The organism is Clostridium sp. CM042, from assembly GCF_055080995.1.
In genome coordinates this window covers 838974-859040 of sequence record NZ_CM143646.1, presented here as the reverse complement: position 1 = coordinate 859040, position 20067 = coordinate 838974, and the positions used below count along the sequence as shown (strand labels likewise).

Annotated in this window: 18 protein-coding genes; 17 read left to right on the top strand and 1 reads right to left on the bottom strand. The window is 31.5% G+C overall.

Going from position 1 to position 20067, the window contains the following annotated elements; genetic code table 11:
* Positions 1-10 precede the first annotated feature (10 nt).
* Positions 11-1501 (bottom strand): aminotransferase class I/II-fold pyridoxal phosphate-dependent enzyme, encoded by a 1491-nt coding sequence (locus ACWJJ7_RS04080; RefSeq protein ID WP_462964064.1) that lies wholly within the window; start codon positions 1499-1501, stop codon positions 11-13.
* Between the two features lie 397 nt (positions 1502-1898).
* Here ACWJJ7_RS04080 and ACWJJ7_RS04075 point away from each other — a divergent pair, with 397 nt between their 5' ends.
* The 17 genes from ACWJJ7_RS04075 (at position 1899) to ACWJJ7_RS03995 (ending at position 19998) form a co-directional block, all read left to right on the top strand.
* Complete coding sequence (locus tag ACWJJ7_RS04075) at positions 1899-3632, top strand: phospho-sugar mutase (protein WP_462964063.1); 1734 nt, start codon at positions 1899-1901, stop codon at positions 3630-3632.
* A gap of 180 nt (positions 3633-3812) precedes the next feature.
* Entirely contained in the window at positions 3813-4883 is a 1071-nt protein-coding gene (locus ACWJJ7_RS04070) for a tetratricopeptide repeat protein (protein WP_462964062.1), read from the top strand.
* Positions 4883-5554, top strand: coding sequence for a YveK family protein (locus tag ACWJJ7_RS04065; protein WP_462964061.1), 672 nt, complete (start codon positions 4883-4885; stop codon positions 5552-5554). Before ACWJJ7_RS04070 ends, ACWJJ7_RS04065 begins: the two co-directional genes overlap by 1 nt.
* Before the next feature lie 12 nt (positions 5555-5566).
* Positions 5567-6250, top strand: a complete 684-nt coding sequence (locus tag ACWJJ7_RS04060) for a CpsD/CapB family tyrosine-protein kinase (protein WP_462964060.1) — start codon at positions 5567-5569, stop codon at positions 6248-6250.
* A gap of 21 nt (positions 6251-6271) precedes the next feature.
* Positions 6272-7048, top strand: a complete 777-nt coding sequence (locus ACWJJ7_RS04055; RefSeq protein WP_462964059.1) for a tyrosine-protein phosphatase — start codon at positions 6272-6274, stop codon at positions 7046-7048.
* Between the two features lie 55 nt (positions 7049-7103).
* Positions 7104-8015, top strand: coding sequence for a UTP--glucose-1-phosphate uridylyltransferase GalU (gene galU, locus ACWJJ7_RS04050; protein WP_462964058.1), 912 nt, complete (start codon positions 7104-7106; stop codon positions 8013-8015).
* Between the two features lie 321 nt (positions 8016-8336).
* On the top strand, positions 8337-9653 hold the full coding sequence (locus tag ACWJJ7_RS04045; protein WP_462964057.1) for a nucleotide sugar dehydrogenase: 1317 nt from the start codon (positions 8337-8339) through the stop codon (positions 9651-9653).
* A 93-nt stretch (positions 9654-9746) separates the two neighbouring features.
* Positions 9747-10841 carry a Gfo/Idh/MocA family protein gene (locus tag ACWJJ7_RS04040; protein ID WP_462964056.1) on the top strand — a complete coding sequence of 365 codons (1095 nt, stop codon included), beginning with the start codon at positions 9747-9749 and terminating at the stop codon, positions 10839-10841.
* 28 nt (positions 10842-10869) lie between these two features.
* A complete protein-coding gene (locus ACWJJ7_RS04035; RefSeq protein WP_462964055.1) occupies positions 10870-11610 on the top strand; it encodes an acyltransferase in 741 nt (246 codons plus the stop codon).
* Positions 11611-11632: 22 nt separating this feature from the next.
* On the top strand, positions 11633-12337 hold the full coding sequence (locus tag ACWJJ7_RS04030; RefSeq protein WP_462964054.1) for an acylneuraminate cytidylyltransferase family protein: 705 nt from the start codon (positions 11633-11635) through the stop codon (positions 12335-12337).
* On the top strand, positions 12330-13373 hold the full coding sequence (gene neuB, locus ACWJJ7_RS04025; RefSeq protein ID WP_462964053.1) for an N-acetylneuraminate synthase: 1044 nt from the start codon (positions 12330-12332) through the stop codon (positions 13371-13373). The genes ACWJJ7_RS04030 and neuB overlap by 8 nt, the downstream gene beginning before the upstream one ends.
* An 89-nt stretch (positions 13374-13462) precedes the next feature.
* On the top strand, positions 13463-14611 hold the full coding sequence (neuC, locus tag ACWJJ7_RS04020) for a UDP-N-acetylglucosamine 2-epimerase (RefSeq protein WP_462964052.1): 1149 nt from the start codon (positions 13463-13465) through the stop codon (positions 14609-14611).
* 21 nt (positions 14612-14632) lie between these two features.
* Positions 14633-15274, top strand: a complete 642-nt coding sequence (locus tag ACWJJ7_RS04015; RefSeq protein ID WP_462964051.1) for an acetyltransferase — start codon at positions 14633-14635, stop codon at positions 15272-15274.
* Between the two features lie 4 nt (positions 15275-15278).
* On the top strand, positions 15279-16334 hold the full coding sequence (locus ACWJJ7_RS04010; protein ID WP_462964050.1) for a nucleotidyltransferase family protein: 1056 nt from the start codon (positions 15279-15281) through the stop codon (positions 16332-16334).
* A 17-nt stretch (positions 16335-16351) separates the two neighbouring features.
* Positions 16352-17344, top strand: a complete 993-nt coding sequence (locus tag ACWJJ7_RS04005) for an NAD-dependent 4,6-dehydratase LegB (RefSeq protein ID WP_462964049.1) — start codon at positions 16352-16354, stop codon at positions 17342-17344.
* Between the two features lie 38 nt (positions 17345-17382).
* Complete coding sequence (locus ACWJJ7_RS04000; protein WP_462964048.1) at positions 17383-18486, top strand: LegC family aminotransferase; 1104 nt, start codon at positions 17383-17385, stop codon at positions 18484-18486.
* Between the two features lie 96 nt (positions 18487-18582).
* Positions 18583-19998 carry a lipopolysaccharide biosynthesis protein gene (locus ACWJJ7_RS03995; RefSeq protein WP_462964047.1) on the top strand — a complete coding sequence of 472 codons (1416 nt, stop codon included), beginning with the start codon at positions 18583-18585 and terminating at the stop codon, positions 19996-19998.
* Positions 19999-20067 lie beyond the last annotated feature (69 nt).

Here is a 20067-nt window from a genome sequence, read left to right as displayed (position 1 = left end):
CTTTTTGCTTCTAGTCAACAGTTATATAAACAGCATCTTCTTCGCGGACAACTTTTATATATTCAACTTCAGGGTCTTCAGTTCCTTGAACATACAATCCAGTGTTTTTTAATTTTTCAACATAATCTAAAATCTCTTGAGTTATTCTCTCACCGGGGCAAAGCACTGGAATACCAGGTGGATAAGCCAGTAAGAATTCTCCGCTTATCATACCAACACTATTTTTAATTTCTACAGCAGTATTTATACTGTTGAAAGCCTCACGTGGAATTTGAACTTGCTCTGGAATACTAGGAATATCAATAAAATCGGATTTTGGTGTGCCTTTGCCATAGTATTCATTGCTTATTTCTACTAGAGCTTGTAATAACTTATCCATTCCATCTTTTGTATCTCCAAAGGAACCAACGGCTAATATGTTATAAAGATCAGATAATTCCATTTGGATATGATATTTGTTAGAGAGAATCATATCTAAGTCATAACCAGTTATACCTAAATCTCTACAAGTCATTGTGATTTTAGTTGGATCGAAAGCGTAAGCACCAAAACCATCTAAGACCTCTTCGCCAAAACAATAAAATCCTGGGATTTTATTTACTTCACTTCTTACATAATTACATAAATCAATAGTTTTTTCTAAAAGCTGAGTTCCCTCTAATGCAATTTGTCTCCTAGCACAATCCAGTGATGCCATTAGTATGTAGGAAGGTGACGTTGTGTGCATTAAGTTTATTAGTTGTTTAACTCTAGCAGGGTTAACACGCTTTGAATTAACATGTAGCATTGAACTTTGAGTTAATGAACCTATAATTTTATGAGTGCTTTGAGCACAGATGTCTGCACCAGCTTCCATTGCTGACATTGGTAATTTGCTATTAAAATTAAGATGAGGGCCATGAGCTTCATCAACTATAAAAGGAATATCGTATTCATGAACAATATCTGCAATTTTCTTAATATCAGTGGAAACTCCATAATATGTTGGATTAATTATAAGCACAGCTTTTGCATCAGGATTATTCTTTAAGGTTTCTTTCACTGTCTCTGGAGAAACCCCATGAGCAACACCTATTTTTTTATCTAGTTCTGGTTGCATATAAACTGGCACTGCACCTGATAAAATGATACCACCGGTTATGGATTTATGCACATTTCTAGGTACAATTATTTTATCACCAGATCCAACTACAGACATAATCATAGCTTGAATAGCACCAGAAGTTCCATGTACTGAGAAAAATGATGCATCAGCACCATAAGCATCCGCTGCTAATTCTTGCGCCTTTTTAATAGGTCCAGTTGGGTGGTGAAAACTATCAACAAGTTTAAAAACCGTAACGTCAATTTTAAAAGGGTTTTCCCCCATAAAATTTCTAAATTGTTCATCAGCGCCTATTCCTTTTTTATGCCCAGGCACGTGAAAAGGTAAGGTTTCTCTGTCTACATATTCCATTAGAGCATCAAATAGTGGAGTTTCATTTTGATTTAATCTATACAATCTATACACCCCTTTCAAAAGAATTTATATTAGAAAACATTTAAATAAATAATGAGTCAGTATGTTAGCATAGTCTATTTATTTAAATGTTCCAAATTTTTAAAACGGTTCTTTATAGTATATTCATTCAGCCAATTTATAATTATAAATGATTAGATATATAATTGCAATTATAATCTTCAAATAAAAGATAATCATGTCGTAAATGCTAGGCAATTAAGCTTTTTAGTAGAAAATAAAGTTATTGAGAATATGTAACAGTGGGTTATTTGTAAAAAATGCCTTTTATTTGTAATGTATTGATAGTATAATGTGATAGACTAAAGATAGATTAGGAGGAGTAGCAAGGAAGATAATAATTGTTTTCTTCCTCAGAGGAATATAAGGAGGGTAATATATGACGTACAAAGAAAAATATAAAAGTTGGATTAATTCTAATTTGATAGATTTGAAATTAAAGAAAGAGCTAATGCAGTTAGTAGATGAAAAAGAAATTGAAGATAGATTTTACAAGGATTTAGAGTTTGGTACAGGGGGACTAAGAGGTGTAATTGGAGCGGGAACAAACAGAATGAATATACATACCATAGGTAAAGCTACTCAAGGGTTAGCAGATTATTTGAACTCAAGATATAAGGAAAATATATCAGTTAGCATAGCGTATGATTCAAGAAATATGTCTAAGGAATTTGCAACAGCTGCCGCAGAAACTCTTTGTGGTAATGGTATTTTTGTTAATTTATTTGAAGCATTAACACCAACTCCAATTTTATCTTATGCTGTACGAGCACTAAAAAGTAAAGCGGGTATTGTTATTACAGCATCACATAATCCTAAAGAGTACAATGGATATAAGGTTTATGGGGATGATGGTGGACAAGTCACTGATGAAGCTGCAAGCCAAATTATAAATTGTGCGGCCAGCATAAAAGATTTTTCTAAGGTTAAAACTATGGATTTTCATAAAGCAAAAACCAATGGAATGCTAACAATAATTGGAGAGAATCTTTATTTATCATACATTGATAAGGTTAAAAATTTAACTATGAGAAAAGACCTAGTTAAGGAATATGCCAAGGATTTAAAAATAATTTATACTCCTATTCATGGCTCTGGAAACGTGCCTGTGAGAAGAGTTTTAAAAGAATTAGGATATGATAATGTATTTGTTGTAAAAGAACAGGAAATGCCAGATGGAAATTTTCCCACGGCACCATATCCTAATCCAGAAGAACCAACGGTATTTGGATTGGCGCTTATTATGGCAAAAGACATTAATCCAGACATTATTTTTGGTACAGACCCTGACTGTGATAGGATTGGAGTAGTAGTTAAAGACAAAGAGGGAAAATATAAGGTTCTTACAGGGAATCAGACAGGTGTATTATTAAGTAATTATATTTTAAAATCATTAAGTGAAACTAATGGTTTGCCTAAAAATGGTGTAGTAATAAAAACTATTGTAACTACGAATATGGTAGAGGGTATTGGGAAAAAATATAATGTTGAAGTGTTAGATGTACTCACAGGATTTAAGTATATTGGAGAAAAAATTAAAGAGTTTGAAAATGCGGGTGAAAAAGAATTTATATTTGGTTTTGAAGAAAGCTTTGGTTATTTAGCAGGAAATTTTGTGCGTGATAAAGATGCAGTAATAGCTGCAATGCTAATTTGTGAAATGACACTCTACTACAAAAACAAAGGTATGAGTTTATATGATGCTTTGATGGATATTTATAAAGAACATGGATACTACGAGGAAGGTTTAGTTTCAATAGAACTTGCAGGAAAAGATGGCGCAGAAAAAATAGGTAATATAATAGAACATTTAAGACATTCAATGAACGGCTTAATAGGTAATAACAAAATTATAAAAAAAATGGATTATAGAACTGGTTTAGAAGTGGATTTAATCACAAATAAAGAGAAAATAATTGAATTGCCAAAATCAAATGTATTAAAGTTTGTCTTAGAGGATGGTTCTTGGTTTGTAGTTAGGCCTTCTGGAACTGAACCAAAAATGAAAATTTATTTATCTGTTAAAGGAAATTCCTTAGAGAATACATCTAAAAAAATAACTGAGTTAAAAGAAAATGTTATGTCAATAGTTGATGAAGCAGGCATAAATTAAAATGATTTAACGACATTTCAAAGTCGTTAATATTATATCATCACAGGTGACAATTAAATTCATATTTAACCATAATTTTCATTATTATGATTTTATATGGTTTACAAATCAACCTCAGTATATTATTATTAATAGTAATACTTGTAGCATAAATTTTTAAATCAGTAGGATGGTGTAAGCATGGATATTAAAACATATTTTTCTGAAAAATTATCAGTTCTTCTTTTTCTAGAAATAAAAAAGGACAGCAAAATTAATGATTTTGTGATTTTGGATGATATATATTTCCCAGTGAGAACTAATGAGATAATTCAAAAAGTAAAGAATAAAGAAGATTTTGATGATATACCAGTTAATCTATTTATAGAAGGGATGTTCTATGTTTTAGGAGCAGATGAGCTTTTTAGATATAATAAAGAGTATAAACAAATTATAAATGCTATTCCAAATTCAATAGGATTTATTAAGGGCATTATATTTAAAGAAATTCAGAATGAAAATTATGAAGAAGCATTTATCTTCTTAAAAGGGTTGTTAACTATAGAAGAAAATGTCGATAATTACGATAAGATTTTTTTGTTAGTTGATAAATTAAGATCTACCAATATTGTATTCAAGGATGAACAACTAAAACTTGTAGAAAAAGCTAAACAAATCGCTAATTACAGCAATCCATATTTATATGAGGCGCTAGTTTTAAATAGTGAAAGTAAATATGAATTAGCATTAATAGCACTAAGCAATTATGCTATTAATGGTGGAGAACAAACGGAAGCGGTTATTGAACTTAAAAACGATTTAGAGACCATAACAAATTTTCAAAAAGCAAAAGAGTTAGTGCCCACTAACCCTAAAGGTGCACTTGAAATTTTTATTCCTTTAATGGAACAATTAGGCGATAGAGCAGATATATTTTATCACACTGCCGTAGCTTACAGGAATTTACAAAATTATGAAAAGGCTATATATTATTTAAACGAAGCACAAGCAATTGATAATGATTTAATAGAGGTAGTAAATGAATTTGGTATTAACTATGCTTGTCTTGAAAATTACGAAGTAGCTATCCAATACTTTAGGAAAGCATTTGAGGTTACAAAGTCTATAGAGATATGTACAAATCTTGTTATGTGTTATTTAAATGTTAAAAACTTTCAGCAGGCAAGAATACATTTAGATATAGCTAAAAAAATAGATCCACAAGATGAAATTGTAATGCAATTAGAAAATCAATTCGCGGAGGGTAAATAATGGAGTTAGTGGAATATTTTAATATTATAAAAAAAAGGTTACGGTTAGTAATTCTAGTTACAATAGGAGCAACGGTGCTTAGTGGAGTTTTAAGCTATTTTGTTATTACGCCTACTTATAAAGCTGATATATCGGTAATAATTGGGAAAATAGAAAGTAAATCTGTGGCGTCACAGGATAATTATAATGATGTAATTATGTATCAAAAATTAGTTAAAACATATAGTGAGTTTGCTAAATCAAGAAAGGTTTCAGAACATGTTATTAAATCACTTAATTTAAAAATAGAACCTGATGAGCTTCAAAAAATGGTAGCAGTAGAACCTAAAGGAGATACTGAATTTTTAACTATAAAAGTTAAATCTAAGGATCCCAAAGAAGCTATGAATATTGCTAATCAGTTAGCTAAATCATTAAAATTTATAAGTAACGATGTTAAAAAATCAGATAATGTACAACTTTTAGATGAAGCATTAGAACCTACAAGGCCAGATAATCCTAATCCAAAGTTAAATATGGCAATTGCATTTTTCATTGGACTCATGGGGTCACTGGGAATAGCATTTTTATTTGAATATTTAGATAACACTGTAAAAAGTCAAGAGGACATAGAAAAATTAACGGGATTACCAGTTATAGGTATTATTCCTTTAACTCAAGATAAAAAATAGGAGGATGAGAATATGTTAAAAAAATTAGTAACATTAAGAAATCCAAAATCCAGAACATCAGAAGCTTTTAGAACATTAAGAACAAATATTCAATTCTCTTCCTTGGATAAAGAATATAAAGTTATTGCAGTTACTTCATCTGGCGCTGGAGAAGGTAAAAGTACAGTAATGTCAAATTTAGCTATAACTATGGCTGAAAGTGGTAAAAATGTTGTCCTTGTAGATTGTGATTTTAGAAAACCCTCAATTCACAAGAAAATGGGAATTACAAATTCTGTAGGATTAACAAATATATTAGTTCAAGGTGTGAAAAAAGAGGAATGTGTTGTTAAGTCAACTGTTAATAATCTTTTTATATTAACTAGTGGTCCGGTTCCCCCAAATCCAGCAGAGTTATTAGGAAGTAAAAAAATGCGAGATTTTATTGAAGGGCTAAAAAGTGAATTTGATTTGGTTCTTATTGATGCGCCACCAGTTCTTGCAGTAACTGATGCACAAATTATATCTACAATAGTAGATGGTGTGATTTTGGTAGCTTCATATGGTGAAGCTCAAAAAAATGCATTGGTAGATGCAAAACAATTGATTGATAAGGTTGGTGGAAAGATACTGGGAGTTGTATTTAATAAAGTTCCTCAATCTGTAAGTGGTTATTACGGAAAATATTATAAGGGCTATTATGGAAATGAAAACTAAAGGTTTAGAAGGTGTAAATTTATGATAGATTTTCATAGTCATATAATGTATGCTATTGATGATGGATCAAAGAGCCTCAACATGTCTCTTGAAATGTTGAAAACGGCAGATAGTGAAGGTGTAGAATATATTTGTGCTACTCCTCATTTTATAACTGAAGAATTTCAATTTAGTCACGAGGAATATATTGAAAAAATAGATAGATTAGTTTTAGCCTCTAAAGAAGAAAATCTTAATATTAAAATTTTATCAGGACTAGAAATTTATATGCATCCCAATTTGCCAAAACTCTATAAAGAAAAGAAAATTTGGGGAATTAACGACTCAGAATATCTACTTATTGAGCTCCCTATGGGGCAATTTCCTCTGTACACTGAAGATGTATTTTATGAATTAATGTTACTTGGGGCGAAGCCCATTTTAGCGCATCCAGAGAGAAATCTTAAGATAATGAAAAATCATGATTTGATTATTAATTTAATTAATCAAGGGGTATTGATGCAAATAAATTCTGGTAGTTTATTAGGTGATTATGGTAAAGAAGTTAAAAAAACAGCTGAAGAATTTGTAAAAAGGAACATGATACATGTGATGGGTAGTGACGGACATAATATTACTAGTAGAAAAACTAAGATAAAAGAAGCTTATGCAATTGTAAAACATAAGAATCAAGCTGTATATAACTGGATTACTGAAAATCAAACTAATATTATTAATAATGTTTCCTCGTTGGAGGTCTTAGAATTAAAACTTAAAAAAGGAAAAGGCAGAATTTCATTTTTCAATATTTTCAAATAAATTTTGAAAAATAAGATTGCAATATAGAAATATATTATTAGAGGGGAGAAAAACTATGAGAGTTAAAAAAGCTATAATTCCAGCAGCAGGACTTGGCACAAGATTTTTGCCAGCAACAAAGGCACAACCTAAAGAGATGTTGCCAATTGTTGATAAGCCAACAATACAGTATATTATAGAGGAAGCAGTAGCGTCTGGGATTGAGGAAATATTAATTATAACAGGAAGAAATAAAAGAGCAATCGAAGATCATTTTGATAAGTCGATTGAACTTGAACAACAATTAGATAAGAACGGTAAGGAAGATACCTTAACAATGGTTAGAGATATATCTAATATGGCAAACATTTATTACATACGTCAGAAAGAACCTAAAGGACTAGGCCATGCTATAGGTTGTGCAAAAACTTTTGTTGGGAATGAACCTTTTGCTGTAATGCTCGGCGATGATGTGGTGGATAGCGAAGTGCCATGCCTAAAACAACTCATAGATTGCTACGGCAAATATGAAACTTCAATTTTAGGAGTCCAAAAGGTTCCATTAAGTGAAGTTTGCAAATATGGCATTGTAAATGGAACTTCAGTAGAAGATAGAGTTTATAGGGTTAAAGATGTTATTGAAAAGCCTAACGCATCCGAAGCTCCATCAAACATAGCAATACTCGGAAGATATATCATAACACCTAGAATATTTGATATTTTAGAAAATACAAAGCCTGGTAAGGGTGGAGAGATTCAACTTACAGATGCTCTAAAGACATTAATATCAGAGGAAGATATGTATGCTTATAATTTTCAGGGTAGAAGATATGATGTAGGAGATAAAGAAGGATTCTTAGAAGCAAATGTAGAATATGCACTTAAAAGAGATGATCTTAAAGAAGCATTTATGAAGTATCTCCTAACTATTAAGGATAACGATACTTTTAAAGAAATTTACAATGAATGTAGTAATAATCTAAAATAGAGAATATTAGTAAAAAGCCAAGTGTAAACTGGCTTTTTTTTATTTTGTACATACAGCATGGGAGATACATCAAATAAATTTATTAAGATATAGAATATTTAATTTTAAAAAAATTATAAATAAATAGTTAATAAACTTTCATAAATTGAACAAATAGAAATATTTGGTGTAAAATATTATATGATGAAATATAGTATATACTATTATAAAAAATATATTGAGAGATTTCGGGTAGGACTTATAATGTGGTAAAATGTAGCCATAGGCTGTTGATAAGAGATTTGTCAAAGTCAGATGATCTAAGGCTATAGGAGGTAAAAAATGTTTCAATTTAAAGAGGAGTTATTATTAAAATTGAAAAATAGAACAGCTAAACTTGGTGTAGTAGGCCTGGGTTATGTAGGATTGCCATTAGCTGTAGAAAAGGCTAAAGTAGGATATGAAGTAATAGGGTTTGATATTCAAGATCAAAAGGTACAAATGGTAAATGAGGGACATAATTACATTGGTGATATTGTAGAGTCAGATTTAGTTAGATTAGTATGCGAGGGAAAACTTAAAGCTACCACAGACTTTAGCTTTGTTAAGGATGTTGATACAGTGTGTATTGCAGTCCCTACGCCACTAGATTTATATAAGCAACCGGATTTATCATATGTAGTGGAATCAACTAGAAATGTAGCTAAGTATTTACATAGGGGGATGTTAGTAGTACTCGAAAGTACTACATACCCAGGAACAACGCAGGAAGTACTAAAACCAATACTTGAAGAATCAGGTTTAGAATGTGGAGTAGATTTTTTCTTAGCATTTTCTCCAGAGAGAATTGATCCAGGGAATAAACAGTTTAATACAAAAAACACCCCAAAGGTAGTTGGAGGATGTACTCCTAATTGTACTGAAGTAGCAGGAATGTTATACAGAAGTGTGCTAGAGGGAGAAATATTGGAAGTGTCTTCTCCAGCAGTGGCTGAAATGGAAAAAATCCTTGAAAATACTTTTAGAAATGTAAATATAGCTCTAGCTAATGAAATGGCTATTCTGTGTAAAAGGATGAATATAGATATTTGGGAAGTAATAGATGCAGCTAAAACTAAGCCTTATGGATTTATGGCATTCTACCCAGGCCCAGGGATTGGTGGACACTGTATACCACTTGATCCATTCTATCTAGAGTGGAAAGCAAAAGAGTATGATTATCATACAAAATTAATAGAAGCATCGGGTATAATTAACGATTATATGCCTGAATTTGTGCTTGAAAATGTTATGAAACTTTTAAATGGTAAGAAAAAGGCACTAAACGGAGCAAAAGTTCTCCTTATGGGTGCAGCTTACAAGAAAGACATAGATGATATGAGAGAATCACCAACACTAAAGGTTATTGATCAATTAGAAAAAAATGGTGCTGATATAATTATAAATGATCCATTTATCCCAAAATTCATACACAAGTGTAAAGAATATGTATCTGTAACTTGGGAATATGAAATAAAAAATGCGGATATAGTAATAATAACCACAGATCATAGCTGTTATAATTATGAAAAAATTGTGGAAGAAGCTAGTTTACTATATGATACTAGAAATGCTACAAAGCATGTTGTAAATAATAGAGAAAAGATAAATAAACTCTAAATAAGGCATGCAAGCATTGTAAATTATTTTATAATATTGCATGCCAAAATTCTAGGAAGTCACCTTTAAGAGGCATTACAAGGAGGGATTTAAATGAAAAAATTAAAAATTGCAATAATAGGATGTGGAAGAATAGCCTATAAACACGTGCAGGCTATAATACAAAATAAAGCAGAAATTGAACTTGTAGCAGTTTGCGATGTGTTAGAAGTTAATGCTAATTCCAAAAGAGATGAGTATATAGAAGCAATAGGTGAAAATGCAGATGTAAAAGTTTATATAGATTATAAAGAAATGCTTGAGAAAGCTGATATTGATATGGTTTCTATAGCTACTGAAAGTGGGTATCATCCAGAAATAGCTATATATTGCATGAATACTGGGAAACATGTAATTGTTGAAAAACCAATGGCATTATCTACTCAAGATGCAGATAGAATGATTAAATGCTCAAGAGAAAATAATGTAAAGCTTTGTGTTAGTCACCAAAATAGGTTTAATGAGCCAATAAGAAAACTACGAGCTGCAGTCGAAGAAAACAGGTTTGGAAAATTAGTTAATGTAACAGCAAGAATTCTTTGGAATAGAAATATGGGATATTACGCGCAAGCACCTTGGAGAGGAACATGGAACCTGGATGGTGGTACTTTAATGAATCAATGTATTCACAATATTGATTTATTACAATGGATGATGGGTGGAGAAATAGATACGGTTTATGCTCAGTGTGGGACTTTCATTCGAGATATAGAAGGTGAGGATTTTGGAGCAATAATTATAAGATTTATTAATGGAACCATAGGTATAGTTGAAGGATCGGCTTGTGTATATCCTAAAAACTTGGAAGAGACACTGAGCATCTTTGGTGAAACTGGTACTGTTTCTATCGGAGGAATTGCAGTTAATTCAATAGAAACTTGGAGATTTGCTGATAATAAGGATACTGAGCAGGAAATATTAACGCAGCAAAAGGGAGATCCAGATTCAGTATATGGCTTCGGACATACCCCCTTATTTAAAGATATGATAGATGCTATAAATATGCATAGGGAACCGCTCATAAATGGCGAAGAAGGAAAAAAAGGTATGTCTATTATACTTGCAGCTTATAAATCAAGACTTACAGGTCTTCCAGTTAAATTTCCAATGGGAGATTTCTCAACACTCGAAATGAAAAAATATTTTTGAAGATATTATATGAAAAGAGGGTATTTTTATGAATTATGTTTCAGAAAAAAGCAAAATTGGCAATAATGTAAAAATGGGACATTTTGTGGTAGTAGAGGATAATGTATTATTAGGAGACAATTGTGTTGTAGGAAGCAATGTAGTTATTTGCATAGGAACTGTTATAGCAGACAATGTTAGAATAGATGATAATACGGTAATAGGTAAACAACCTATGAGATCAGTAAACAGTATATTCAAAAGTGAAGAAAAATTGCTTCCAGCTAAAATAAGTGAAGGTTGCATTATAGGGGCAGGAGTGATTATTTATTGTGGATGCGCAATTGGAGAGAAAACACTTATTGCTGACACTGCTGTAATAAGAGAAAATGTAACTGTAGGTTCAAAAACAATTATTGGCCGTGCAGCGACTATTGAAAATTTCTGCAAGGTTGGTTCTAGTTGCAAAATACAAACTAATGTATATTTAACAGCTTATTCAGAAGTTGAGGATTATGTATTTATTGCGCCTTGTGTTACAACCTCTAATGATAATTATGCAGCCAGATCAAAAGAAAGATTTGGAAAATTCAAAGGGGTAACTATAAAAAAAGGTGGTAGAATTGGAGCAGGAGCAGTTATCCTGCCAGGTATTACTATATATGAAGATGGTTTTGTGGCAGCAGGTAGTGTGGTTACAAAAGACGTGGAAGCAGGTAAAATTGTAGTTGGTAATCCAGCTAAAGTGCTTCGATCTGTACCAGAGGATCAATTGCTTAAAAATCAATAAGAGGAAGTAAAAGGTGATAATTATGTATAAGAATAAGAAGTTTCTAGCTATTATTCCAGCAAGAGGTGGTTCGAAAGGTATACCAAATAAAAATATTATGGATATAAGTGGTAAACCACTTATAGCTTATACAATTGACGCAGGAAAAAAATCTAAATATATAGATGAAATAATTGTATCAACAGATAGTGAGGTTATTAGGGTGATAGCACAGCAATATGGAGCTAAGGTGCCTTTTCTAAGACCAGAAGAACTATCAAATGATACTTCAAAATCGATAGACGTAGTTATACATTCAATAGATTTTTACAAAAAAAATAATATAAGTTTTGATTATGTAATATTATTGCAACCTACGTCTCCATTAAGAACATTTAAGCACATGGATGAAGCTATAGAAAAACTTATTGAGAGCAATAGTACTTCTTTAGTAAGTGTATGTGAAGCCCACGAAAATCCTGTACTTATGAGAAGTATAGAGAATGAAAAGCTAAAAGAAGTCATAAGTTTTGAAGGGACGAATCTAAGAAGGCAAGACTTACCTACTTTTTATATATTTAATGGTGCACTATATATAAATTCAAATGATATGTTAGTTAACAAAAAAAAGTTTGTTGATGAAAATACAATCCCTTATGTAATGAACAAGGAAAGCTCTATAGATATTGACACAATGCTCGATGCAAGACTTGTAGAACTGATAATAGAGGAGAGTATACATGTTTAAGATAGGAAAAAAGGTTATAGGTGATGGAAATTCAACTTTTATTATAGCAGAGGCTGGAGTTAATCATAATGGAGACGTAAATATAGCAAAAGAGATGGTGGATAAAGCTGTATTTGCAGGGGCTGATGCCATAAAATTTCAAACATTTATTACAGAAAAATTAGTTACTGGATATGCAGAAATGGCTGAATATCAAAAGGACAACATAGGCAAAATTGACTCACAGTTTAATATGTTAAAGAAACTAGAACTATCGCACGAAAGTTTCATAGAAATACAAGAATACTGTATAGATAAGGAAATTATGTTTTTATCTACACCTTTTGATTTTGAAAGTGCTGATTTTTTAGCATCTATAGGCGTGGAGGCTTTTAAGATTAGTTCGGGAGATTTAACTAATAGTCCATTTTTAGATCATATAGCAAGATTTAATAAACCTATAATTTTGTCTTCTGGCATGGCAACACTTTCAGAAATTGAAGAAGCAATAAATGTAATAAATTTCCTGGGAAATAAAGAAATAGCAGTGCTTCATTGTACTTCAAATTATCCAGCTAAATTAGAAAGTGTTAACTTGAATGCAATGAATACCATAAAAAATTCTTTTGAAATTGTGTCAGGATACTCCGATCACACTAAAGGAATAACAGTGCCTATAGCAGCAGTGGCTATGGGGGCAAATATAATAGAAAAGCATTTTACAATAGATAAAAACATGGAAGGTCCTGATCATAAAGCATCTCTGAGCCCTATAGAGCTAAAAGAGATGGTTAAAGCGATTAGAGATGTAGAAATGGCACTTGGAACTGGAATTAAGATGTATAATTTTAGTGAAGTAGATACCATGAAGGCAGCGAGAAAAAGTATAGTTGCAGTTAGATATATAAAAGCAGGGGAGAGTATAGGATTCTCGGACTTAGATTACAAAAGACCAGGAACTGGACTTTCGCCTAAATTCTACATTGATATTATTGGGCGAAAAACTAATAGAGATATAAAAATTGATGAGCAAATAGCCTTAAATATGGTGGAATAAAAATTAGCTAAATCATTTCGAGCACATGGAACATGAGTACATAGAATATGCGTACATAGAATATGAACTTATAGAATAGGGGATTAAATATGAAAAGAAGAATAGCAGTTATAACAGGTACGAGAGCAGATTATGGTATATTTTATCATGTTCTTAAAGAAATTGAAAAACATGAAGCACTGGATCTTAAGCTTATCGTTTGTGGAATGCATTTATGTCCTGAATTTGGCATGACTATAAATGAAATAGAAAAAGATGGCTTTGTAGTATCAGATAAATTTGAAACTGTTTTAGCTTCTGATACAGGGTCGGCAATGGCTAAATCTATAGGACTTTCAATTATAGGTATGGCTCAAAGCTTTGATAAAATAAAACCGGATATAGTATTAATACTAGGTGATAGAGGAGAAATGCTGGCGGCAGCAACTGCAGCTATTCATATGAATATTCCTGTGGCTCACATTCATGGAGGTGAAGTAACGGGAACAGTAGATGAATCTGTAAGGCACGCTATAACTAAACTTTCTCATATTCATTTTCCAGCAAATGAGGACAGCATGCAAAGAATCCTTAAATTGGGTGAAAAGGAAAAAAATATTTTTGTAGTAGGAGCGCCGGGACTTGATTATATTGTGAAAGCACAATATTTATCAAGGGAAGAAATGCTAGAAAAATTTAAATTAAAAGATGATAAGATATTTTTAATGACTCAGCACCCAGTAACTACAGAAAGGGACATGGTGGAATGGCAAGTAAGAGAAACATTAGATGCTGTTGTAGAACTTGGATATCAAACTATAGTTTCATATCCTAACAGTGATAATGGAGGACGCGAAATTATAAGGGTTATTGAGGAGTATAGAGCGAAATATCCATTTTTAAAAGTATTTAGAAATTTAAGTCAAGTAGAATACCTAAGTTTTTTAAGTATAGCGGAGGTAATGATAGGAAATTCATCGTCAGGTATAATTGAAGCACCTAGCTTTAAACTGCCTGTAGTAAACATAGGGTCAAGGCAGGATGGAAGACTAAGAGCCCTCAATATAATAGACGTACCTTATGGAAAGGAAGCTGTAAAAGCGGGCATTAAAAAATCAATAGACGATGAGAACTTTAAGAAGCAATTAGAAAACTGCACAAACCCTTATGGTGATGGTAATGCAAGTGGTAAAATAGCACAAATTTTAAGTGAGATAAAGATAGATAGGGAACTTATACAAAAAATGATAACTTATTAGTTGATAGTTAGGGGTGAGGTTATGGAGAAAATCGTACTTGTAGGTGCAGGTGGCCATTGTAAGGTTATTATAGACATTATAAAAAGTGCTTCTAAATATGATATTGTAGGTGTAACTGATAAAGATTATATTGGTGAGAAATTTGTATTGGATATACCTATAATAGGTGATGATAGCATTTTAGAGGAATTATATAATACTGGGGTAAAAAATGCCTTTGTATGTGTTGGTGCACTCGAAAACATTATAGCTCGCGAAAAAATATATAATAACTTAAAAGATATAGGGTTTAACATACCGGTACTTATACATAAGGATGCAATGGTTTCACCTTATGCAAATGTTGCAGGAGGAACTTGTATAATGCCTGGAGCCATAATTAATCCGGGAGCTTACATAGAAGAAAATTGCATAGTAAACACCGGTGCAGTAATAGAACATGATTGCAAGCTACAAAGGAATACACATATTTCACCTAAGGCTTGTTTAGCTGGCGGGGTTAGCATAGGGCGCAATACCCATATAGGTATGGGGAGTTCTATAATTCAATCAGTGCATATAGGGAATAATGTAATTATTGGAGCAGGAGCTGTGGTTATTGAAAATATAGTAGATAATGTAGTTGCTGTAGGAATTCCATCGAAAATTATAAAGTGCAGGTGATATTATGAAATTTCCAATTGATAATTATTGTATAGGAGTGAATTCTACTATAAAAGAAGCTATGAAGGTTATAGATAAAAACTTAACTGGGGGAGCTTTAGTTGTAAATGGAAATAATGAATTAGTGGGAACTATTACAGATGGAGATATACGTCGTGCTATACTTAAAGGCCACAGTATAAATGAGGATATAGAGAATACATATTTTAAGGATTTTAAATTTGTTACAGAAGAGTATAGTAAAAAGAAAGCAAAAGAATATATGCTTAAGAAAAATATAAGACAGGTACCTGTTATTGATAAAAATAAAAAACTCATAGACTTATATTTTTTAGATGATATATTATCTTATGATAAAAAGCAAAATTATGTTTTTATTTTAGCAGGAGGGGTGGGAACACGGTTAAAACCCTTAACCGAAACATTGCCTAAACCTATGCTAACAGTTGGTGACAAACCTATCTTGGAGCTTATAATAGAGCAATTTAAAGAATATGGATTTATGAACTTTATTATTTCTCTTAATTATAAAGGGAAAATAATAGAGGAATACTTTAAAGATGGAAAAGAATTCGATGTAAATATAGAATATATTAGAGAAACTAAAAAACTAGGTACAGCGGGCTCAATAGCATTAGTTAAAGAAAAATTCACCCAACCTTTTATAGTTATAAATGGAGATATATTAACAGGAATCGATTTTGAAAAATTCTTAAATCATCATATGAAAAACAACTTTAATATAACTGTAGGTGTTAGAAATTATGAAATTAATGTTCCTTATGGAGTCTTAGTTACTGATAATATGCTTATAGAGGCTGTACAAGAGAAACCTACATATAAATTTCACATTAATGGTGGAGTATATGCTGTTAATCCTGAAATTATAAAATACATACAGGAAGACGAAGTCTATAATATGACTGATTTAATAGGAGATGCAATTAACAATAATTGCACGTCAGGTATTTATGAGATAACTGAATATTGGAAAGATATAGGGAGAATGGAAGACTATAAAAAGGCCAACACAGATATTCACAAATATTTTAAACTATAATAAAAGGAGTAGATGAAATGAACTGGCAAGGGAAAAAAGTTTTAGTTACAGGTGCAGAAGGTTTTATAGGAAGCCATTTAACAGAAAGATTAGTGGAACTTGGAGCAGATGTTACGGCCCTTGCTCAATATAATTCATTTAATAACTGGGGGTGGATTGATACTTTTGATAAGTCAGTAAAAGAAAGTATTAAAGTTGTTACTGGAGACATAAGAGAATATGATGGAATGAAAAGAATTATCAAAGGACAAGAAGTAGTATTTCATCTTGCAGCTCTCATTGCAATCCCGTATTCTTATTTATCGCCTATGGCCTATGTAAGAACAAATGTGGAAGGTACTACTAATGTTTTAGAAGCTTGTAGAGAATATGGGGTAGAAAAAATTGTACACACATCTACTAGTGAAACCTATGGAACAGCACTTTATGTACCAATTGATGAAAAACACCCAATGCAGGGTCAATCTCCATATTCAGCATCAAAAATAGGAGCAGACAAAATGGCGGAAAGTTACTATAAAAGTTTTAATATGCCTATAGCGACTATTAGACCCTTTAATACTTATGGACCAAGACAATCTGCAAGGGCTGTAATTCCAACAATAATATCTCAGATACTCGCAGGGAAAACAGAAATTAAGCTTGGAAGCTTAACTCCAACTAGAGACTTTAACTTTGTTAAAGACACTGCCGAGGCATTCATAAAAATAGCAGAAAGTGAAAAAACTATTGGTGAGGTTATAAATGCTGGTTCAAATCACGAGATTACTATAGGAGAAACAGTTAAAAAAATAATAAGTATAATAGGTAAGGATGTAAAAATTATTTGTGATGATGAAAGGTTAAGACCTGAAAACAGTGAAGTTAATAGATTATGGGCTGATAATACTAAAATAAAGGAATTAACGCTCTGGAAGCCTAATTACACTATAGACAGAGGTCTTGAAGTGACAGTAGATTGGATAAAAGATAATATGCAATACTTTAAGACAGACATATATAATGTTTAGCGAAAGAATAATGTTTAAAAAAGTGGGAGGGTTTTGTTATGATACCTTTATGTATACCAGAAATTAGAGGAAATGAACTTAAATATGTTAAGGACTGTATAGATACCAATTGGGTATCTTCAGTAGGCAGTTATGTTAATTTATTTGAAGAAAAATTTAGTGAATATGTAGGTAGCAAAAGTGCAGTTGTTACAAATAATGGTACAGCAGCACTTCAATTAGCGTTAGTAACCCTTGGAATAGGATACGCAGATAAAGTTATAGTTCCATCTTTAACTTTTATATCTCCAGTTAACACTATAAAATACGTAGGAGCACAGCCTGTATTTGTAGATGTATGTAGAGATACCTTTGTCATGGATGCAGAAAAGATAGAGGAATTAATAACACCTAAAACAAAGGCTATAATGCCAGTACATATTTATGGCCATCCTGTAGATATGGATAGGGTAATGCAAATAGCTAAAAAACATAATCTATTTGTTATAGAAGATGCAACTGAATCATTAGGTTCTACTTTTAATGGCAAAATGACAGGTACCATAGGGGATATAGGATGTTTTAGTTTTAATGGGAACAAAATTATAACTACTGGAGCAGGTGGAATGCTTGTAACTAATAATTCAGAACATGGCGCACGAGCAAAATTTTTATCTACTCAAACAAAAGTAGTTACTGAAAATAATGCATTCTATCATTCAGAGATAGGATATAACTTTAGAATGCCAAATCTTTTGGCTGCATTTGGAGTGGCTCAACTTGAAAATATTAAAGAATATTTAAAAATTAAAAGAGAAAATGCAGCATATTACAATGAACTATTAAGTGAAATTAAAGGAATTACCTTACCTATAGAAAAAGAGAAGGCAGAAAATTGTTTCTGGCTATACTCAATCCTAGTTGAAGAAAAGTATGGTATAACTCGCGACGCGCTTATACAAAAATTGAATGAGGCAAAAATAGAGGCAAGACCCTTCTTTATGCCTATACATGCTATGATTCCATATAAAACTTGTACACATGGGGATTTAAGTGTTACAAATGAGCTTTATCAGCGTGGAATAAATCTTCCAAGTTCTGTGGGACTTAAAAAAGAAGACATTGCAAAGGTATGTGAAACAATAAAAGAATTAAATAAATAAACGCTGTTATTTATTTAAATTTAAGGGTGAAAGTCAATAATTAAGCCACTTTAGTGGAGGTTTATGATATATTGTTAAGGTGGATAGGAGATTAATATGAATATAGATTTTATAAAGAAATTGTACAAAAGCAGATTGGTGAAAAGTGGAATTTGGTTTACTATAGGGACCTTTTTTGTTCAAGGCATTTCTTTTGTAACTATGCCTATTTTTACGCGTTTACTTAGTACTAGTGATTATGGAATAACGGGGGTATATACCACATGGCTTTCTGTTTTTACAACTATAATTACATTAGGGCTATTGGCTACAGTTAATAATGCTAAAGTGGATTTTAAGGAAAGATATGATGAGTATGCTTCATCTATACTTTTTTTAGTCACACTATTTGCTATTATGTGGCTTATAATTGGATTTGTTTTTAAAAAGCAAATATCTTCTATTATAAATTTAAATTCTATATTAGTCATGTTCCTTATTATCCAAGGTTTTTTTGGATTTATCGTAGATTTTTCTAATGCCAAATTAAATGCTGAATATAAATATAAGAAATATTTACTTATATCAATAAGTAGTGCTATTATAAACACAATTCTGGCTATAATACTCATAAGTAATATTAAAAGTGATAAGTATTATGGTAGGATTGGTTCTTTAATTATTGTAGCTTTAGTTTACGGTGCAGTTCTATATGTAGTTGCTATGAAAAAAGGGAAAAAACTAATTAGTTTCGAATACTGGAAGTATGGCTTAGCCATATCTATACCAGCAATTGTACATCTTTTATCAGGTGTAATTTTGCAGTCTGTGGATACGGTTATGATAAATAGTATGATAGGATCTAGCGCTGCAGGAATATATACCTTTGCATATAAAATTGGAATGATAATGTATATTGTATGGTTGGCGTGTAATAAGGCTTGGGTACCTTGGTTTTATGAGAATATGAAAGAAAAAAAATACGATGATATAAAGCTGAAAATTAAATATTATATTATGTTATTTTCTGTCATGGGTTTCATACTTATATTTATATCTCCTGAAATAGGAAAGCTAATGGGTACAAAAAAATTTTACAAAGGGTTAGATTACGTTCCATTAATCATAATAGGATATTATTTTCAATTTCTATACAGTATACCAGCTAATATTGAATTCTATACTAAAAACACAAAGTTCCTTTCTTTAGGAACCCTCATTGCAGCTTTAACAAATGGTGTATTAAATTATATTTTAATTCCAAGATACGGTGCAGTTGCAGGGGCATGGACAACAATAATATCGTATATCTTATTGTTTTTATATCATTATTATATATCTTTACGCATATTAGACGTAAGGATTTATACGTTTAAACCTTTTGCATATGGCATTTTATACATAGTACTTAGTAGTATAATATTTTTTATAGTGAAAAACAATTGGGTTTTGAGATATGGAATATTAATAGCAACATTAATTGTACTAGGATATCAGATGAAAAAAATTAGTGGAAAGTTAATGCAAAAATAAGTTAAAAGAGATGATTCAACGACATTTCAGAAGGAAAGTCTCCCACTTCAGTGGGAGTATAAATCTCCT